The sequence below is a fragment of the Streptomyces sp. NPDC088252 genome (assembly GCF_044740965.1).
Lineage (GTDB): Bacteria > Actinomycetota > Actinomycetes > Streptomycetales > Streptomycetaceae > Streptomyces.
Window position 1 is genome coordinate 225147 of sequence record NZ_JBIURS010000011.1, and the last position, 17211, is coordinate 242357.

At 70.8% G+C, this 17211-nt stretch carries 16 protein-coding genes and 1 pseudogene; 7 read left to right on the forward strand and 10 right to left on the reverse strand.

The window, feature by feature from the left end; genetic code table 11:
- Positions 1 to 20 precede the first annotated feature (20 nt).
- The 4 genes from ACIOHC_RS23840 to ACIOHC_RS23855 form a co-directional block, all read right to left on the reverse strand.
- Positions 21 to 212 (reverse strand): DUF1059 domain-containing protein, encoded by a 192-nt coding sequence (locus ACIOHC_RS23840; protein ID WP_351080386.1) that lies wholly within the window; start codon positions 210 to 212, stop codon positions 21 to 23.
- 64 nt (positions 213 to 276) lie between these two features.
- Positions 277 to 525, reverse strand: coding sequence for a hypothetical protein (locus ACIOHC_RS23845; protein WP_351080385.1), 249 nt, complete (start codon positions 523 to 525; stop codon positions 277 to 279).
- Complete coding sequence (locus tag ACIOHC_RS23850; RefSeq protein ID WP_351080405.1) at positions 522 to 1016, reverse strand: sigma factor-like helix-turn-helix DNA-binding protein; 495 nt, start codon at positions 1014 to 1016, stop codon at positions 522 to 524. Before ACIOHC_RS23850 ends, ACIOHC_RS23845 begins: the two co-directional genes overlap by 4 nt.
- 161 nt (positions 1017 to 1177) lie before the next feature.
- Positions 1178 to 1708 (reverse strand): MarR family transcriptional regulator, encoded by a 531-nt coding sequence (locus ACIOHC_RS23855; RefSeq protein ID WP_351080383.1) that lies wholly within the window; start codon positions 1706 to 1708, stop codon positions 1178 to 1180.
- 156 nt (positions 1709 to 1864) lie between these two features.
- Here ACIOHC_RS23855 and ilvA point away from each other — a divergent pair, with 156 nt between their 5' ends.
- A complete protein-coding gene (gene ilvA / locus ACIOHC_RS23860) occupies positions 1865 to 3094 on the forward strand; it encodes a threonine ammonia-lyase (protein WP_351080381.1) in 1230 nt (409 codons plus the stop codon).
- 154 nt (positions 3095 to 3248) lie between these two features.
- On the opposite strand, the gene greA is transcribed toward ilvA, so the two are convergent.
- Together greA and ACIOHC_RS23870 are read right to left on the reverse strand one after the other, a co-directional pair.
- Positions 3249 to 3746 (reverse strand): transcription elongation factor GreA, encoded by a 498-nt coding sequence (greA, locus tag ACIOHC_RS23865; protein ID WP_351080379.1) that lies wholly within the window; start codon positions 3744 to 3746, stop codon positions 3249 to 3251.
- Between the two features lie 205 nt (positions 3747 to 3951).
- Entirely contained in the window at positions 3952 to 4368 is a 417-nt protein-coding gene (locus ACIOHC_RS23870; RefSeq protein WP_401843862.1) for a DUF4307 domain-containing protein, read from the reverse strand.
- Between the two features lie 151 nt (positions 4369 to 4519).
- On the opposite strand from ACIOHC_RS23870, the gene mca reads away from it, so the two are divergent.
- On the forward strand, positions 4520 to 5401 hold the full coding sequence (gene mca, locus ACIOHC_RS23875) for a mycothiol conjugate amidase Mca (protein ID WP_351080375.1): 882 nt from the start codon (positions 4520 to 4522) through the stop codon (positions 5399 to 5401).
- A 1-nt stretch (position 5402) separates the two neighbouring features.
- Positions 5403 to 5636 carry a hypothetical protein gene (locus ACIOHC_RS23880; protein ID WP_351080374.1) on the forward strand — a complete coding sequence of 78 codons (234 nt, stop codon included), beginning with the start codon at positions 5403 to 5405 and terminating at the stop codon, positions 5634 to 5636.
- A 124-nt stretch (positions 5637 to 5760) separates the two neighbouring features.
- On the opposite strand, the gene ACIOHC_RS23885 is transcribed toward ACIOHC_RS23880, so the two are convergent.
- A complete protein-coding gene (locus ACIOHC_RS23885) occupies positions 5761 to 8988 on the reverse strand; it encodes a tetratricopeptide repeat protein (protein ID WP_401843864.1) in 3228 nt (1075 codons plus the stop codon).
- 125 nt (positions 8989 to 9113) lie between these two features.
- On the opposite strand from ACIOHC_RS23885, the pseudogene ACIOHC_RS23890 reads away from it, so the two are divergent.
- The 3 genes and pseudogenes from ACIOHC_RS23890 to ACIOHC_RS23900 form a co-directional block, all read left to right on the forward strand.
- Positions 9114 to 9242, forward strand: a pseudogene (locus ACIOHC_RS23890) (DUF255 domain-containing protein); the annotation flags it as partial.
- Positions 9243 to 9513: 271 nt separating this feature from the next.
- On the forward strand, positions 9514 to 9852 hold the full coding sequence (locus tag ACIOHC_RS23895; protein WP_401843866.1) for a hypothetical protein: 339 nt from the start codon (positions 9514 to 9516) through the stop codon (positions 9850 to 9852).
- A gap of 202 nt (positions 9853 to 10054) precedes the next feature.
- A complete protein-coding gene (locus tag ACIOHC_RS23900; RefSeq protein WP_401843867.1) occupies positions 10055 to 12094 on the forward strand; it encodes a thioredoxin domain-containing protein in 2040 nt (679 codons plus the stop codon).
- A 37-nt stretch (positions 12095 to 12131) separates the two neighbouring features.
- On the opposite strand, the gene ACIOHC_RS23905 is transcribed toward ACIOHC_RS23900, so the two are convergent.
- From ACIOHC_RS23905 to ACIOHC_RS23915, 3 genes are all read right to left on the reverse strand, one after another.
- Positions 12132 to 12764 carry a TetR/AcrR family transcriptional regulator gene (locus ACIOHC_RS23905; RefSeq protein WP_401843869.1) on the reverse strand — a complete coding sequence of 211 codons (633 nt, stop codon included), beginning with the start codon at positions 12762 to 12764 and terminating at the stop codon, positions 12132 to 12134.
- Between the two features lie 11 nt (positions 12765 to 12775).
- Positions 12776 to 14293, reverse strand: a complete 1518-nt coding sequence (locus ACIOHC_RS23910; protein ID WP_401843872.1) for an MFS transporter — start codon at positions 14291 to 14293, stop codon at positions 12776 to 12778.
- A gap of 148 nt (positions 14294 to 14441) precedes the next feature.
- Positions 14442 to 15140 carry a hemolysin III family protein gene (locus ACIOHC_RS23915; protein WP_351080362.1) on the reverse strand — a complete coding sequence of 233 codons (699 nt, stop codon included), beginning with the start codon at positions 15138 to 15140 and terminating at the stop codon, positions 14442 to 14444.
- 212 nt (positions 15141 to 15352) lie between these two features.
- Between ACIOHC_RS23915 and ACIOHC_RS23920 the strand changes: the two genes are divergently transcribed.
- Positions 15353 to 17188 carry a phosphoenolpyruvate carboxykinase (GTP) gene (locus tag ACIOHC_RS23920; RefSeq protein WP_351080361.1) on the forward strand — a complete coding sequence of 612 codons (1836 nt, stop codon included), beginning with the start codon at positions 15353 to 15355 and terminating at the stop codon, positions 17186 to 17188.
- Positions 17189 to 17211: the final 23 nt, after the last annotated feature.

The following is a 17211-nucleotide window of genomic DNA, read 5'->3' on the forward strand; positions in this document are numbered from 1 at the left end:
CGAGGTCACCCGACAGGCTCTCAGGCGTCGACCTTCTCGTCGTCCAGCGATGCCCGGATCTGTTCGCGCAGTTCCGGGCCGTCGGTGTGCTCGTGGACGGAGACCGCGTGCTCGGCCGCGGCCCGTACGACTTCCTCCTCCTCGCCCGAGATGGTGAGCGAGCAGTTCGTGACGCTCGGATACTTGCGGCAGTCGGCGACTTTCCTGGTCATCGCAGCCTCCTCGGCCGGTTGCCCCTGTCGCCCCGTTCCAGGATAGTTCGCCCCGATCCGGCCCTCACCAGCCGTCCAGCGGCGTCGTCTCGGCGGGCGGCACCTGCCACGGCTGCACCCGCACCGCCCACACCGTGAAGGCGAGCACCGCGGCGAACGCCACCAGCAGCGCCAGCCTGCGGGCCAGGCGCCGTCGGCGCAGCAGCCGGCCGCCGCGCCCGGCGGCGCGCCGTGCCAGGTCGGCGGGCACCTGCGGATGCGGGCCGTCCAGCATGCGCCGGACCTCGTCCTCCCGGTTGCCGCCCCGGCTCACGGCGCCGCCTCCAGCGGGCGTTGCGGCCCCCACCGCGCCGTGGGCCGGCGGGTGCCGAGCATCGTGGCCACCGAGCGGTTGCAGATCGCCCGGATCCGTTCCACCGGAAGTCCCAGCAGGGCCGCGGCCTGCTCCTCCGCGACCCCCTCGTACAGCCGCAGCACGAGAACGAGGCGCTCCTGCGGCGTCAGCCGGTCCAGTGGTCCGCCGCGCGGCCTGTGGTGCCGCCAGACCTCGTGGGCGAACCGCACGGCCAGCTCCCGCCGGGTGCGGTCGTAGGGGTCCTCGCCCCGCAGCCGCCCCCACTGCGCGTAGGTGCGGGCCAGTGCGGCCATGAGCATCCGCTGGGCCCGCGGGTTCGCGCCGGGCGGCAGCAGGGGCTCGGCGGTGAGCAGCGTGGCCGTGTGCAGCAGTCGGCCGGCCGCGCCCGCCACGAAGGCCTCGAACTCCTGGGCGCGGCGCCGCTCCCGGCCCGCCTGGCGCTCTCGCACAGTGCTCATCCGAGCCGCTGCGGGGGCTTGCGGTCAAGAGGCGTGCGTCCAGTGGCCCGTGCGGCCTCGGGTGCCGCGCGTCCGCCGGGCGGGAACCAGGGCCTCCTGTCCGGGGCGGCCGGACCCCACTCGCTGATCCGGCCTGGTCCGAACGGAGGACCCTAACCGGCCGGGGGCGTCTGGTGCGTGGCCTGCCGGGCGGCCAGCGCGGCGTTGAACCGGGTGAGCAGCGCGCAGAACGTCTCGCGCTCCTCGGCGGTCCAGTCGTCCGTCACCTGTGTCATGAGCTCGCGCCGGGAACCGCGGACCTCGTCCAGCCGGGCCTGGCCGCGCGGTGACAGCTGGAGCACGACGGCCCGGCCGTCCTCCGGGTGCGAGGTCCGCTTGACCAGGCCGGTGTCGACGAGGGGTGCGACCTGTCGGGTCACGGTCGAGGAATCGATCCCCATGCCCGCGGCCAGTGCCTTGACGCCCATCGGGCCCTCCCGGTCCAGCCGGTTGAGCAGCAGATAGGCGGCCCGGTCCATCGAATTGCGCACCTGGCCGACGCCGCCGAGGCGGGTCTGCTCGGCACGGCGGGCGAATACCGCGACCTGGTGCTGCAGCGCGTCGAGCACGTGGTCGGAATCCGTGGATGCGGGGGTGGCGCCCCCGGAAGGAGACGCAGCTGTCGTCATGTCCTGAGGGGGCATGGCCGGGGGCTCTCTTCGTGCGGTTTCGGATGGGTGGGGGACAGAGTACGCGGCCACGGGGCAACGCGTACCAGCGCTGCACAAACCTGTGGACAACGGCGCAGGACGGGACCGTACGAGGCGTTCGGCGCCCTGCCGAGCTGCAAGACTTACGGTATGAACTTCCGCGCGTCCGGCCACTTTCCTCCGCTGATCCTCGACGACATCCTCGGGGCGCAGAAGATGCTCTCCGGTGTGGCCCGGGTGACCGCCATGGAAGGCAGCCGCCATCTCACGGAGCTCGTGGGCGCGCCGGTCCACTTCAAGTGCGAGAACCTGCAACGGACCGGTTCGTTCAAACTGCGTGGCGCGTACGTGCGGATCGCCGGTCTGTCACCGGTGGAGCGGGCGGCCGGGGTCGTCGCCGCGAGCGCCGGAAACCATGCGCAGGGGGTCGCGCTGGCCTCCGCGCTGCTCGGTGTGCGGTCGACGGTCTTCATGCCGGTCGGGGCACCGCTGCCGAAGGTGGCCGCCACCCGCCAGTACGGGGCGCAGGTCCGGCTGCACGGCCATGTCGTCGACGAGACGCTGGCCGCCGCCCAGGAGTACGCGCACGAGACCGGCGCGGTCTTCATCCATCCCTTCGACCACCCCGACATCATCGCCGGGCAGGGCACGGTCGGCCTGGAGATCCTCGAACAGTGTCCCGAGGTGCGCACCGTCGTCGTCGGGATCGGCGGCGGGGGTCTCGCCGCGGGGATCGCGGTGGCGGTCAAGGCGATCCGGCCGGACGTGCGGATCGTCGGCGTGCAGGCGGCCGGTGCGGCCTGCTATCCGCCGTCGCTCGCCGCGGGACACCCGGTGTCGATCGGCCCCCTGCAGACGATGGCGGACGGCATCAAGGTGGGGCGTCCGGGCGATGTGCCGTTCGAGCTGGTCCGGGAGCTGGTCGACGAGGTCCGTACGGTCTCCGAGGACGAGTTGTCGAGTGCGCTGCTGCTCTGCCTGGAGCGGGCGAAGCTGGTGGTGGAACCGGCCGGTGCGAGCCCGGTGGCGGCGCTGCTGAGCGACCCGAAGTCATTCCGCGGGCCGGTGGTCGCGCTCCTGTCGGGCGGCAATGTGGATCCGTTGCTGATGCAGCGGATCCTGACCCACGGCATGGTCGCGGCCGGCCGCTATCTGAGCCTGCGGCTGCGGTTGACCGACCGTCCGGGCTCGCTGGCCACACTGCTGGGCGTGCTCTCGGTGGTCGACGCCAATGTGCTCGACATCGGCCATGTGCGGACCGATCCCCGGCTCGGGCTCACCGAGGTGGAGGTGGAGCTGCAGCTGGAGACGAAGGGGCCGGAGCACTGCGAGGAGGTCTCGGCGGCGCTGCGGGACGCGGGCTATCTGGTGATGAGCTGAGCTCGTCCACCGCGTCGGGGCGAAGGCGCCGCCCGGCCCTCGCGGGTGTGTGCGCCGCACATGCGTGTGTGGGATGCCGCACACGCGGGGGAGCCCCCGGCCCGTCGAATTCGCCGTCGGGCCGGGGGCTCCCCCGCGTCAGTGGGGTGCGGTGTCAGCCCGTGTAGGGCTTCGCCGCGAGGATCTTCACGGTGGCGGTCTTGCCGTTCGGCAGCTCGTACTCGGCGTTCTCGCCCATCTTCTTGCCGTTCACGCCGGTGCCGAGCGGCGACTGCGGGGAGAACGTCTCGATGTTCGAGCTCGCGTACTCGCGGGAGGCGAGCAGGAAGGTCATCGTGTCGTCCGGGTCGTCGTCGAAGGCGATCGTCACAACCATGCCGGGCTCGACCACGCCGTCGTCGGCAGGCGCCTCGCCGACCTTCGCGTGCTCCAGGAGCTGGGTGAGCTGGCGCACCCGCAACTCCATCTTGCCCTGCTCCTCCTTGGCCGCGTGGTACCCGCCATTCTCCCGGAGGTCACCCTCCTCACGGGCCGCCGCGATCTTTACGGAGATTTCCGTGCGCGCGGGACCAGACAGGTACTCCAGCTCGGCCTTGAGCTGGTTGTACGCCTCCTGCGTGAGCCAGGTGACGTTTTCGCTGGTCTGGGTCACAGGGTGCTCCTCGTCGGTACTGGGAATACAAAGCATCGCCCTACCCGTAAGCATGTGCCCCTACGGGTGGGCGAAACCACGAGCCTAACAATTCCCCAGGAAAAGGGGGAGAAGGTTTACCGCCGGCACTGCGTTTGCGCAGGTCAGCGGCATCAACAGCGATTCGGTTCCGGCGTGCGGCGGTCAGCGCGCCGCCCCGCCGCCGTCAGTGCGCGGCGCCGCCGTCGTCGGTGCAGCCCAGCAGCTCGACGTTGGTCGCCCTGGATGTCGTGCGCAGCGACAGGACGCGGTCGACACGATCCGTGGGGTCGTCGAAGCGGAAGTCCTTGCGGGCCACTTCGCTGCCGTCCTCGTGCTGCGAGCGGAGGGTGCAGTAGCCCTTGGTGTCCTTGCCCTTGCGCACTTCCAGGTGCACATCGACCCGCTGGTCCGAGACGACCTCGAACTTGATCACCTCGGCGCTGAGGCCCTGGCCGCCGACGTAGTCGTAACCGATCCAGCCGATCACGCCGAGGAGAGCGACGCCCAGCACCGAACCGATGATCTTGAGCTTGCGGTCCGCGCGCTGATCGGCGGAGCGGCCGTAGCGGTTCTCCGGAAGCGCTTCGCGCACCGCGGTCATGATCGTTCCTCCCGTACCGGGGATCGAGGAATTTTCCGCCCCCCGGTTCGGTCACTATAGAAGCCTGCCTCCCGCCTATCGACCGCCACCCCACACCGGCGCCGCTTCGCGACGCACCACTCAATGGCGACCAATCACTGAGGATCGAGTCTTGACTGAGCAGCTGCGACTGATGGCCGTTCACGCCCACCCCGACGACGAGTCGAGCAAGGGCGCGGCCACGATGGCCAAGTATGTGTCCGAGGGGGTGGACGTGCTGGTCGTGACCTGCACGGGCGGCGAGCGCGGCTCCATCCTCAATCCGAAGCTCCAGGGCGACGCCTACATCGAGGAGAACATCCACGAGGTGCGCAGGAAGGAGATGGACGAGGCCCGGGAGATCCTGGGCGTGGGGCAGGAGTGGCTCGGCTTCGTCGACTCGGGTCTGCCCGAGGGCGACCCGTTGCCGCCGCTGCCCGAGGGCTGCTTCGCACTGGAGGACGAGGAGAAGGCGGCGGGGCGTCTCGTCCGCAGCATCCGCGCCCACCGGCCGCAGGTCATCACGACGTACGACGAGAACGGCGGGTACCCGCACCCCGACCACATCATGACCCACAAGATCTCGATGATCGCGTTCGACGGCGCGGCGGACACCGAGACCTTCCCCGAGTCGGAGTTCGGCCCGGCCTGGCAGCCGCAGAAGCTCTACTACAACCAGGGCTTCAACCGGCCCCGCACGGTGGCGCTCCACGAGGCACTGCTCGCCCGTGGACTGGAGTCCCCGTACGGCGAGTGGCTGAAGCGCTGGAAGGAGTTCGAGCGCGACGAGCGCACGCTGACCACGCACGTTCCGTGCGCGGATTTCTTCGAGATCCGCGACAAGGCGCTGATCGCGCACGCGACGCAGATCGACCCCGACGGCGGCTGGTTCCGCGTTCCGATGGAGATCCAGAAGGAGGTCTGGCCGACCGAGGAGTACGAGCTGGCGAAGTCTCTCGTCGATACCTCCCTCCCCGAGAGCGACCTCTTCGCGGGCATCCGCGACAATGCCTGATATGTACGCGACCCAGGCACTGACCCATCTCGTCCCTCTCGCCAAGGAGGTCGACGACAACAAGGTGACTCCCGGCGTTCTCGGCTTCATCGTCTTCGCGGCGCTCGCCGGCGGCGTGTGGCTGCTGATGAAGTCCATGAACCGGCACATGGGCAAGGTCGACTTCGTGGAGGCCCCGGATCCGGAGGCGGTGCCCGACGCCGCCGTGGGAGCGGGTTCCGCGAAGCGGAAGTAGGCGACCGGCGCCCCCGGGGGCCCGGTGGCCGCCCTTCCCCGGGGCGGTCGCCGGGCCCCCGGTGGCGCCCGGTTCCCGGACGGTCACCGAAGGGGCTGAGGACGAGGCGGCGTCCGGTGTGCCGTCATGCCCTCGGCGGGACCGCCACGCCCATGACCTCCCGCGCATGGCGTGTCGGCGTCATGCCCAGGCGCCACGCCTGCCAGCCGTCCTCCAGGTCCACGCCGCGGTTCAGCACCACGGTGAACGCCTCCGCGCAGTCCTCCAGCTTCCCGTCGCGCGTCGGGTGACCGGCCCGGAGCAGGTCGGCCAGTTCCTGCTGGGCCACCACCGAGCCCACCTCACTGCCCCCCGGTGACGCGTAGGGCAGCAGCGTGCAGCGCAGGAAGCGGGCCCAGTCCGCGCCCCGCGTGTCGCCGTAGGAGTCGAACAGCTCCGCCGCCTCGCCGCACAGCTCCAGCGCCTGCGGGGCGCGGTTGTTGCCCGCGTCGATCAGGGCCAGCTCCAGACAGGTCCAGGCCTCGCCGTGGGCGACCCCGATGCGCCGGAAGTCCGCGCGGGCGTCCATCAGGAGCTGCCGGGCGAAGCCGGAGTTGCGCAGGTTCCCGGTCTGGGCGGCACGCTGGTCGCGGGTGACCCGGCCCGAGTGGTGCCGGGCGCACGCCAGCCCGTACACGTCCCGCATCCGGGAGAACATGGTGCGCGCCCGCTCCAGCTGCCGCACCGCCTGGTCGGTGTCGCCGTTCTCCTCCAGGGCCTGGCCCAGGTAGTACAGCGTCCACGCCTCGCCGCGCGCGTCCTCGTTGTCGCGGTGGCGGGCCAGGGCCAGGTGGAGCTCCTCGGCCGCCGCGGCCGGGTCGCCGTCGAGCAGCCGGGCTCGGGCCAGCTGGGTCAGTGCCCAGGCCTCGCCGCGCTCGTCACGGGTGCGGCTGTACAGATCCAGGGCCGTGCGCAGGGCGTCCTTCGCCCGGTCCACGTCGCCCATCCGCAGCAGGGTCTGGCCCAGCTGGAACTGCGTCCAGGCCTCGCCGTGCAGCGACTCGCCCTCACGGTGCAGGATCAGCGCGGAGTCCAGGAGGGTCAGCGCCTCCACCAGACGGGCCCGGTCACGTTCGACGGCGGCCAGGGCATGCAGCGACCAGGCCCGGTCCTCGGCCTGCTCGTCGGAGGACTGGAGCTCGATCGCCTCCCGCAGCCGGGCCGCCGCCTCGGTCAGGTTGCCCTGGTGGTGCAGGGTGATGCCGAGCGAGCAGAGCGCCAGCGCCGTGCCCGCCTCGTTCTGCGCCTCGCGGTACAGCCCGACCACCGACGACAGCGTGGTGCGCGCCTTGTCCAGCTCGCCGAGCTGACGGGCCGCGATGCCGGTGCGCCACTGCACGGACCGCTCCAGCAGCCCCTTGTCCACGGCCTGCGTCAGCTCGCTGATCTCACCCAGCCGGTAGAGGTCGCCGCGCAGCAGGCAGTAGTCGCAGAGCGCGCCCAGCAGATCCAGTACGGCCCCCTGGTCGACGCCCTCCGCGTGCCGCAGCGCCGAGGTGATGAAACTCGACTCGTCGTCCAGCCAGCGCAGCGCCGAGTCCAGCGAACCGAACCCGTGCGAGCCGAACTGTCCGGCCCGGGTCGACATCTTGCCGTCCACCATGCGGATCACGGCACCGGCCAGGTCCGCGTAGTTCCGGATCAGCCGCTCCTGGGCCGCGGTCCGGTCCGCCGCCACCTCCTCGTCCCGCAGCCGGGCCAGGGCGAAGCCCCGTACGAGATCGTGCAGCCGGTAGCGCGAGCCCCGTACATGGTCCAGGAGACCGGCTCCGGCCAGGTCCGTCAGCAGCCGCTCGGCCTCCTGCTCGTCGGTCGAGAGCAGCGCGGCCGCCGCCGCGGCGCCGAGGCTCGCCCGCCCGGCCAGCGCGAGCCGGCGCAGCAGCCGCCGAGCCTGTTCGGACTGGTCGGTGTAGCGCAGCCACAGCGCGCGCTCGACCGGCGCGACCGGCCCGTACGCGGCGAGATCGGTGGCGAGGGCGCTGCGGGTGCGCGGCCCGAGCGAGGAGCCCGCTATGCGCAGCGCCAGCGGCAGCCCGCCGCACAGCTCGGCGACGGTGTCCGTCGACCGGGAGTCGTACGGGCCCGCCTCCTCCGCCTCGGCCGCCTCGCGCAGCAGTTCCTCCGCTCCCGCCGTGTGCAGCGCGCCGACCGGCAGCTGATGGACCCGGGCCGGGATGTCGGCGGGCAGCTCCAGGGGTTCGCGCGAGGTGACGAGGACGAGGCTGTCGGAACGCTCGGGGACCAGGGTGCGGACCTGGGCCGCGTCGCCGGCGTCGTCGAGGACGATCGTCACCGGGGTGCCGGTCAGGTGCTGGTGGTACAGCTCGCTCAGCCGCCGCACCTGCTGCTCGGCGGAGGCCCTCTCACGGAACAGCAGCTGCTCGCGGGGCGCGCCCAGCCGGTTCAGCAGATGGAGCAGCGCGTCCCGGGTGGGCAGCGGCGCCTCCCCGGCCACGTCGCCGCGCAGGTCCACCACGCAGGCGCCCCGGAACTGGTCCTTCAGGCTGTGCGCCGCCCGTACCGCGAGTGTGGTGCGTCCGGCGCCGGGCGCACCGTGCAGGACCACGACCGTCGGTTTGGTCTCCGTCGACGCGCGGGCCTCGCGCACCCACTGCGCGATCTGCGCCAGCTCGGCCCGCCGCCCGGCGAACGGCCCCTTCGCTGCGGGCAGATGGCCGAACGACTGCTCCAGGAGCGCGCGCATGCGGGCCGCGGCGCTGCGGTCCCCGCCCCGCAGCTGCGGGGCGGTCCGCGACTGCGCGGGGACCTTCTTCGCCGGTGTGCGGGACGAGGGGTTGAGCATGCGCTGCTGGTCGAGGAACGGGCGGATGCCCCGCACCTCCAGCGCCGCCAGCCACTGCAGCCGCAGCTGTTCGGCGCCACCGGGCTGTCCGAGCGCACCCGCCCGCCGGTGGGCGGCGGGCCAGTGCGAGGCGGTGACCTTGGCGACCGTCGCCGTGGCCCCCGCGACCGCGACGACGGCGCCCGCGCCGAGGGCCGGCCCCGTCGCCGTACCGAACGCGACGTCCGCGCCGACGGCGGCGACCGCGGCAACTCCGGTGACCAGCAGAGGAGTTCCCAGGGCCGCCCGGCTGAACCGCCGTGACAGCGGCTGCTGTCCGGCCTCCGCCGCGTCCAGCGCCCGCAGATACGCGGCGTACTCGTCGTCCGCGCCCGCCGCCAGGGAATCGAGCGCGGCCCGTCCGCGCGACATCAGCGTTGCGGCGTCGGCCCGCCCGCCCGATCGCCGTACCTCTTCCTCAACGGCGCGTACCAACAGCCGTTCGGCTTCAGCCCGATGGCTGTCCCGCATGTGCGTCCCCCTCCGGATACGACGATTGCAGCTGCCTCGGCCGACAGCGCCGCCCAGTCTCCTGCGTACGGCGCGTCAGCGCGAGAGAGTGAGGCGATCCGTCGGGCCTGAGAGAGGATGTGGGTATGCCGAATCGCCTGGACCGTGAGACTTCCCCGTACCTCCTCCAGCATGCCGACAATCCCGTCGACTGGTGGCCGTGGTCGCCCGAGGTGTTCGAGGAGTCACGCAGGCGGAATGTTCGGGTTCTGCTCCAGCGCTGTCAGATGGCTCTCAGGTCGACAGCGACGGAGAAGGGCGCGGCAGCCTGTTCGACCCGCCAGTGGAAGGGGAGCCTCGGCTACCGCAGTCCCGCCGAATACGAGACCGCCTTGGCAGCCTGACCACCACACCAAAGGTGTCCGTCAAAGCGGAACAAGCTCAACGGTCATCGAGATAGCCCGCCGGTGGCTCGCCTTCGCGGACCGCGAAACGCAGGCTAAGAAGGACGAGGCCCAGAAGGCCCTTGAGGCGGCCCAGCGGCGTGTGAAGAAGCTCGAAGACGACTTTTACGTGTACGGGAAGACGGACGAGGAGCGCTTCGAGGAGCTGAGCGAAGGGCAGCGCGCCGTTATCGACTCCATCACCGCGACCCTTGAGGCGTTGGACGCGCAGGCAGATCTCTCGCCCCTCACACAGGCCGACACTCTGCGTGAGGCGTGGGAAGCGGCGGATATGGCGGACAAGCGGATGCTCCTGAAGTGCGCCCTTGGAAAGAAGGGCATCACGGTCAAGCCGCCGCGCGGCAGGGGGACCACACCCCGATCCTTCAACGGCTCGCGTTCGACTGGCTGTCGAAGTAAGGACACAACCGCCAAGAAGTGAGTTCCGAGCGCAAGGTCGGCCCTTCGGGCCCGGCCTTGTTCTCTTCTCCGAAAGGCAATCTGGTCACCAGTCTCCGAGAGGCAGGTTCACACAGTTGCCGTACCGGCCGCACGAGCGCTGACCCTGCACCCCTCCGCCCCGTTTGTGTGCTGCCGCTGTGGCGCATGAGGGGGACAACGGTTGGGTGCGGAAGGATGGGGGTATGCCCAACCGACTCGCGCAGGCCACGTCCCCGTACCTCCTCCAGCACGCGGACAACCCCGTTGACTGGTGGCCATGGGAGCGCGACGCGTTCGAAGAAGCCCGTCGGCGTGACATCCCCGTGTTCTTGAGTGTCGGCTACAGCGCCTGCCACTGGTGTCACGTCATGGCTCACGAGTCCTTCGAGGACGAGGACACCGCTGCGTACATGAACGAGCACTTCGTGTCCGTCAAGGTGGATCGTGAGGAGCGGCCCGACGTGGACGCCGTCTACATGGAGGCCGTGCAAGCCGCCACGGGGCAGGGCGGCTGGCCCATGTCCGTGTTCATGACGCCTGAGGGGGAGCCCTTCTACCTCGGCACCTACTTCCCCCCAGAGGCTCGCCATGGCATGCCGTCCTTCCATCAGGTACTCCAAGGCGTGCACAACGCCTGGACGAGCCGACGGGACGAGGTGGGAGAAGTCGCGGGGAAGATGACTCGGGACCTTGCCGGCCGGGGGCTGAGCACCGGGGATGCCGGGACGCCCACCGAGGAGATTCAGGCCCTGGCGCTCCTCCAGCTGACCCGGGACATCGACCCCGCGAGCGGCTGGTTCAAGGGAGACACCAAGTTCCCGCCGTCGATGGTGATCGAGTTCCTGTTGCGCCACCACACACGGGCCGGTTCCGCGGCAGCGCTGGAGATGGCAGAAGGGCTGTGCGGCGCGATGGCTCGTTCGAGCCTGTACGACCAGGTGGGAGGCGGGTTCCATCGGTACGTACTCACGCCGAGAATTAGTGGACCTTTGGTACCGCACTTCGAGAAGATGCTCTACGACAATGCGCTGCTCTGCCGCGTCTACGCACACCTGTGGCGGTCGACGGGCTCGGAACTCGCCCGCCGGGTCGCCCTGGAGACCGCCGACTTCATGGTGCGCGAGCTGCGCACGGCGGAGGGCGGTTTCGCCTCCGCGCTCGACGCCGACAGTGAGGACGGAGCCGGCCGGCACGTCGAGGGCGCGTACTACGTGTGGACGCCCGAGCAGTTGAGGGAGGTTCTGGGCGAACAGGACGCGGCCTTCGCCGCCGAGTACTTCGGTGTCACGCAGGAGGGCACGTTCGAGGAGGGCGCCTCGGTCCTCCGGCTCGCACGGACCGGCGCCGCGGTCGACGCGGACCGGGCCGCCGAGGTGCGGGCCAGGCTGCTGGCCGCCCGTGAGCTGCGTCCCCGCCCCGGGCGGGACGACAAGGTGGTCGCCGCCTGGAACGGTCTGGCGATCGCCGCGCTCGCCGAGACGGGGGCGTACTTCGACCGCCCCGACCTGGTCGAACGCGCCACCGAGGCGGCGGATCTGCTGGTCCGGGTCCACATGGGCGACGTCGCCCGGCTGTCCCGCACCTCGAAGGACGGGCGGTCCGGCGGGCACGCCGGGGTCCTGGAGGACTACGGCGATGTCGCGGAGGGCTTTCTCGCCCTGGCCGCGGTCACCGGCGAGGGCGTCTGGCTGGAGTTCGCCGGTTTCCTGCTGGACATCGTGCTTCAGCACTTCACCGGCGAGGGCGGGCAGCTCTACGACACGGCGGACGACGCCGAGCAGCTGATCCGCCGCCCGCAGGACCCCACCGACAGTGCGACCCCGGCGGGCTGGACGGCCGCGGCCGGTGCGCTGCTCTCGTACGCCGCGCACACCGGCTCGGAGGCCCACCGCGCCGCTGCGGAAGGGGCGTTGGGCGTGGTGAAGGCGCTCGGTCCGCGCGTCCCCCGTTTCATCGGCTGGGGGCTCGCGGTCGCCGAGGCGCTGCTCGACGGGCCGCGCGAGGTCGCGGTCGCCGGGCCGGTCGGCGGCGAACTGCACCGTACGGCGCTGCTGGGGCGGGCGCCCGGAGCGGTGGTGGTGGCGGGGGAGACGGCAGGGGCGGAGTTCCCGCTGCTGGCGGACCGGCCGCTGATGGGCGGGGCACCGACGGCGTATGTGTGCAGGCACTTCGTCTGCGATGCGCCGACGACGGACCCGCGGGAGCTGGCGCGGAGCCTCGGATCGAGCCCGTCCGACGACTGAGGACGGAGCCGTCCGACGACTGAGGGCGAAGCCCCGGCTACAGCGTCAGCCCGCCTTCGAGCGTGTCCAGCGCCTGGTTGATCAACACGATCAGGTCGTCCTCCAGATCGTGCTCGCCCCAGTACAGCGTCACCTCGCGCAGCGCCCCCAGCACCGCCGCGATGAACACCCTGACCTCCAGGTCGTCGGGGCTGCGGCCGCTGCGGTCGGCGAGCGCCTGCGCCAGCACCTTCGCCGTGTCCGACATGGTCTCCGTCATCCGTGCCCGGATGGCGGGGACCTCCACCATCAGCCGGGTGCGCTGCCGCAGTTCCTCCTCCTCGCTCGCGAGGAACGCCGTCAGCGCCTTGGCCATGATGAACCGCAGCGACTCAAGCGGCGGTTCGTCGGCCGGCCGGTTGCGCAGCTCGGTCTCCATGATCGGGTCGTACTCGTCGGTGAGGACGATGTCCTCCTTGGTCGCGAAGTACCGGAAGACGGTGCTCGGCGACACCTCGGCCGCCTCGGCGATCTGCTCGATCGTTGTCGCGTCGTACCCCTGCTCGGAGATCAGCCGGTACGTCGCCCGGCGGATCGCGATCCTGGTCCTGAGCTTCTTCCGCTCGCGCAGCCCCATCGCGGGAGGCGTCCCGGGGGCGGAAACGGAAGAGGTACGAGAGGTGGCGGCCATGGTCGCCATTGTCAGGCATCGACGGGCGCTGGGGCCACGTCCGTCCCCTCCCGGGACTCGTTGGGAAGGTACGTCAGGAACGCTCCGACCAGCAGCGACGACACCAGGGATGTGACAGCGACGACGAGCAGCACCACGCTCATGCCGTGCAGATACGCCGCGTCCGCGGAGTCGGCCAGCCGCTGCGCGCCGAGCTTCGCCGCGACGGCATGGGCGGCGACGACCGAGTCCCCGGCCGTGTCGGCCGCGGTGGCGGGTACGCCGGTGGTGTCGAGCCGGCCACTGTACGCACCGGCGAGCAGGCTGCCGAGCAACGCGATCCCGAGGGCGCTGCCCGTCTGCCGCACGGTCATCAGCAGCCCCGACCCGCTGCCCGCACGGTCCGCGGGCAGGGCGGCCAGCGCGGCGTCCATCGCGGGGACGACGGCGAAGCCGAAGCCGACCCCCGCGACGGAGAGCCACAGTGCCGTGAAGCCGTAGCCGCTGTCGATCGTCGTACGGCTGCCGAGGAACGCGGCGAAGGCGAGCACGGCCAGGCCCGCCGTCATCGTGGCGCGCGCCCCGAACCGCTGGGTGACGGGGGCGCCCGTCTTCGCGGCGACGATCAGCCCGCCCATCATCGGCAGCATCCGCACCCCCGTGCCGAAGGCGTCGTGGCCCAGGACCGCCTGGAGGTAGCCGGGCAGGATGAACAGCAGCCCCGACATCACGAACATCACCAGAGTCGCGGCGAGCGTGCTCAGCAGGAACGGCCGCTGCCGCAGCAGGGACATGTCGAGCATCGGGCGCCCGGCGCCGCGTTCCCGTACGACGAGCACGGCGATCAGCGCGACACCGGCGGCCAGCATGCCCAGCACCAGCGGGTCGCCCCAGCCGCGCCCGGGCGCCTCGATGATCGCGTAGATCAGCGTGCCGAGACCGGTCGCGGTCAGGGTGGTGGAGACGGCATCGACCTTCGGGGAAGCCGGGTCGCTGGTCTCCGGGAGCAGGAACACGCAGGCAGCGATGCCGATCGCCACCATTGGGATGTTGATCAGGAAGATCGAGCCCCACCAGAAGTGGTCCAGCAGCCAGCCGCCGAGGATCGGGCCGAGCGGCAGCCCCAGCGCGGAGGCGGCCGAGACGATGCCGATGGCCTTGACCCGGTCCTCGGGCGCGCCGAACAGCGACGGCAGCACGGCCAACGCGAGCGGCATGACGAGCGCCGCACCGATGCCCATGACACAGCGGGCGGTCACGACGGCCGGTACGGCGTCGGCCAGCGATCCGATGAGCGAGCCGATCAGAAAGATGCCGAGGCCGGTGATGAGCATCCGGCGGCGGCCGAACCGGTCCCCGAGCAGTCCGGCCGGGAGCATCAGCGCGGCGAAGACGACGACATAGGCATCGGCCATCCACTGCTGCTCGCCGGTGGTGGCGCCGAGCTGTCCGGCCATGGTCGGCAGCGCCACGTTGAGGATCGTCATGTCGAATCCGAGAACGAGCATGCTCGCGACCAGCGCGCCCAGGGCCCACCAGCGTCGGTTCATGGGAATGCTCCTTTGGGGGTCGATGTCAAATGACAGTAACTCTCAAAAGATTGTTGATGTCAATACGTTGCCCGCGTCGGGGTCCTGACATGGCGAATGGCCGCGGCTTTCGGGCCACGGCCATTGCGGGGGAGGGGGAAGGGGGTGCTCAGCTGTGGTTGTAGGCCACCAGCGAGATGCCGACGTAGTGCACGACGAAGGCCGCCAGGGTCAGCGAGTGGAAGACCTCGTGGAAGCCGAACCATCGCGGTGACGGATTGGGCCGCTTGATGCCGTAGATGACGCCGCCCGCGCTGTAGAGCAGTCCGCCGACGACGACCAGCACCAGCACCGCGATCCCGCCGGTCCGCATGAAGTCCGGCAGGAAGAAGACCGCGGCCCAGCCCATCGCTATGTAGCAGGGCGTGTAGAGCCAGCGCGGCGCGCCGACCCAGAACACCCGGAAGGCGATGCCCGCGGCCGCCGCCGCCCAGACCGCCCACAGGAGCGGCGTCCCGGTCGCCTCGGGGAGCAGGAGAAGGGTCAGTGGGGTATAGGTGCCCGCGATGATCAGGAAGATGTTGGCGTGGTCGAGCCGGCGGAGCACGGCCTCGCCGCGCGGGCCCCAGGTGCCGCGGTGGTAGAGGGCGCTCACGCCGAACAGCAGGCACGCGGTCAGGACGTAGATGCCGCAGGCGATCCGGCCGCGGGCGCTGTCCGTCAGCGCGATCAGCGCGACCCCCGCGACGATCACGGCGGGGAACATCCCGGCGTGCAGCCAGCCACGCATCCGTGGTTTCGGCGGGGCGGTGTCGGACTCGGCTGATTCCATCCCGGCTGGCTCGGGCGCGGCGGCGGCAGCAGTCATTCCCGCATCGTACCTACGGGACCGTAGGTAACGGTCGCGAGTGGTGATGCTCACGTGTGCGGCCCCCTGGACATATGGGTGAAACGGTCGGATGATCAAATGAGTGCGGTCGGCACCGGATGAGCGCCAACGAGATTCGAAGGGGTCGAAGCATCCGGGTCGCAGCCCCCACGGGGCAACTACCAAACAGACACCCTCATCAAGGAGCGATCGTGGCGCGCGACATCGCGGCTCCCCTCACTGCCCCCACCGACCACCAGGAACTCGTTTCCTGGGTGAACGAGATCGCAGCCATCACCCAGCCGGACCGGGTGGTCTGGTGCGACGGCTCCGAGGCCGAGTACGAGCGCCTGTGCGGGGAGCTCGTGGCCAAGGGCACGTTCACGAAGCTGGACGGGACGAAGCGCCCGAACTCGTACTACGCCGCGTCCGACCCGAGCGATGTCGCCCGCGTCGAGGACCGCACGTTCATCTGCTCCGAGAAGGAGGAGGACGCGGGTCCGACGAACCACTGGAAGGCCCCCGCCGAGATGCGGGAGATCTTCACCGGTGAGAAGGGCGTCTTCCGCGGCTCCATGCGCGGTCGCACGATGTACGTCGTGCCGTTCTGCATGGGCCCCGTCGGCTCCCCGCTCTCCGCGATCGGCGTCGAGATCACCGACTCCGCCTACGTCGCCGTCTCGATGCGCACCATGACGCGCATGGGTCAGGCCGTCCTCGACGAGCTGGGCACCGACGGTTTCTTCGTCAAGGCCGTGCACACGCTGGGCGCACCCCTGGAAGAGGGCCAGGAAGACGTTCCGTGGCCGTGCAACAGCACCAAGTACATCTCGCACTTCCCCGAGGACCGCGAGATCTGGTCGTACGGCTCCGGCTACGGCGGCAACGCCCTGCTCGGCAAGAAGTGCTACGCGCTGCGCATCGCCTCCGTCATGGCGCGAGACGAGGGCTGGCTCGCCGAGCACATGCTGATCCTCAAGCTCACGCCGCCGAAGGACGAGGCCGCCGCCCCGACGTACATCGCCGCCGCGTTCCCGAGCGCCTGCGGCAAGACCAACCTCGCCATGCTGGAGCCCACGATCCCGGGCTGGACCGTCGAGACCATCGGTGACGACATCGCCTGGATGCGGTTCGGCGAGGACGGCCGCCTCTACGCGATCAACCCCGAGGCCGGATTCTTCGGCGTCGCGCCCGGCACCGGCGAGCACACCAACGCCAACGCCATGAAGACCATGTGGGGCAACTCCGTCTTCACCAACGTCGCACTCACCGACGACGGCGACGTCTGGTGGGAGGGCATGACGGAGACCGCTCCGGCCCACCTCACCGACTGGAAGGGCAACGACTGGACGCCGGCGTCCGAGACCCCGGCCGCCCACCCCAACGCCCGCTTCACCGTTCCGGCCGGCCAGTGCCCGATCATCGCACCCGAGTGGGAGGACCCGAAGGGCGTGCCGATCTCGGCCATCCTCTTCGGCGGTCGCCGCGCCTCGGCCGTGCCGCTGGTCACCGAGTCCTTCAACTGGCAGCACGGCGTCTTCCTCGGCGCCAACGTGGCCTCCGAGAAGACCGCCGCCGCCGAGGGCAAGGTCGGCGAGCTGCGCCGCGACCCGTTCGCCATGCTGCCGTTCTGCGGCTACAACATGGGCGACTACATGGCCCACTGGGTCAAGGTCGGCGCGGACAAGGCGGACCAGTCGAAGCTTCCGAAGATCTACTACGTGAACTGGTTCCGCAAGAACGAGGCGGGCAAGTTCGTGTGGCCCGGCTTCGGCGAGAACAGTCGCGTCCTGAAGTGGATCGTCGAGCGCCTGAACGGCAGGGCCGAGGGCGTCGAGACCCCGATCGGTGTCCTGCCCGCCAAGGGCGCCCTGGACACCAAGGGCCTGGACCTCTCCGATTCGGACCTGGACTTCCTGCTCAACGTCGACAAGGAGGTCTGGCGCGAGGAGGCGGCGCTGATCCCCGAGCACCTCAACACCTTCGGTGACCACGCGCCGAAGGAGCTGTGGGACGAGTACCGCGCGCTGGTCCGGCGCCTGGGCTGACGCCCCCGGGCGCACCCGCGCGG

What these genes read in the sequence shown, in the direction of transcription:
- ACIOHC_RS23840 (WP_351080386.1), bottom strand. Translation starts at nt 212, where the DNA reads ATGACCAGGAAAGTCGCCGACTGCCGCAAGTATCCGAGCGTCACGAAC.
- ACIOHC_RS23855 (WP_351080383.1), bottom strand. Translation starts at nt 1,708, where the DNA reads ATGCCCCCTCAGGACATGACGACAGCTGCGTCTCCTTCCGGGGGCGCC.
- ilvA (WP_351080381.1), top strand. Translation starts at nt 1,865, where the DNA reads ATGAACTTCCGCGCGTCCGGCCACTTTCCTCCGCTGATCCTCGACGAC.
- ACIOHC_RS23870 (WP_401843862.1), bottom strand. Translation starts at nt 4,368, where the DNA reads ATGACCGCGGTGCGCGAAGCGCTTCCGGAGAACCGCTACGGCCGCTCC.
- ACIOHC_RS23880 (WP_351080374.1), top strand. Translation starts at nt 5,403, where the DNA reads ATGTACGCGACCCAGGCACTGACCCATCTCGTCCCTCTCGCCAAGGAG.
- ACIOHC_RS23885 (WP_401843864.1), bottom strand. Translation starts at nt 8,988, where the DNA reads ATGCGGGACAGCCATCGGGCTGAAGCCGAACGGCTGTTGGTACGCGCC.
- ACIOHC_RS23900 (WP_401843867.1), top strand. Translation starts at nt 10,055, where the DNA reads ATGCCCAACCGACTCGCGCAGGCCACGTCCCCGTACCTCCTCCAGCAC.
- ACIOHC_RS23905 (WP_401843869.1), bottom strand. Translation starts at nt 12,764, where the DNA reads ATGGCCGCCACCTCTCGTACCTCTTCCGTTTCCGCCCCCGGGACGCCT.
- ACIOHC_RS23910 (WP_401843872.1), bottom strand. Translation starts at nt 14,293, where the DNA reads ATGAACCGACGCTGGTGGGCCCTGGGCGCGCTGGTCGCGAGCATGCTC.
- ACIOHC_RS23915 (WP_351080362.1), bottom strand. Translation starts at nt 15,140, where the DNA reads ATGACTGCTGCCGCCGCCGCGCCCGAGCCAGCCGGGATGGAATCAGCC.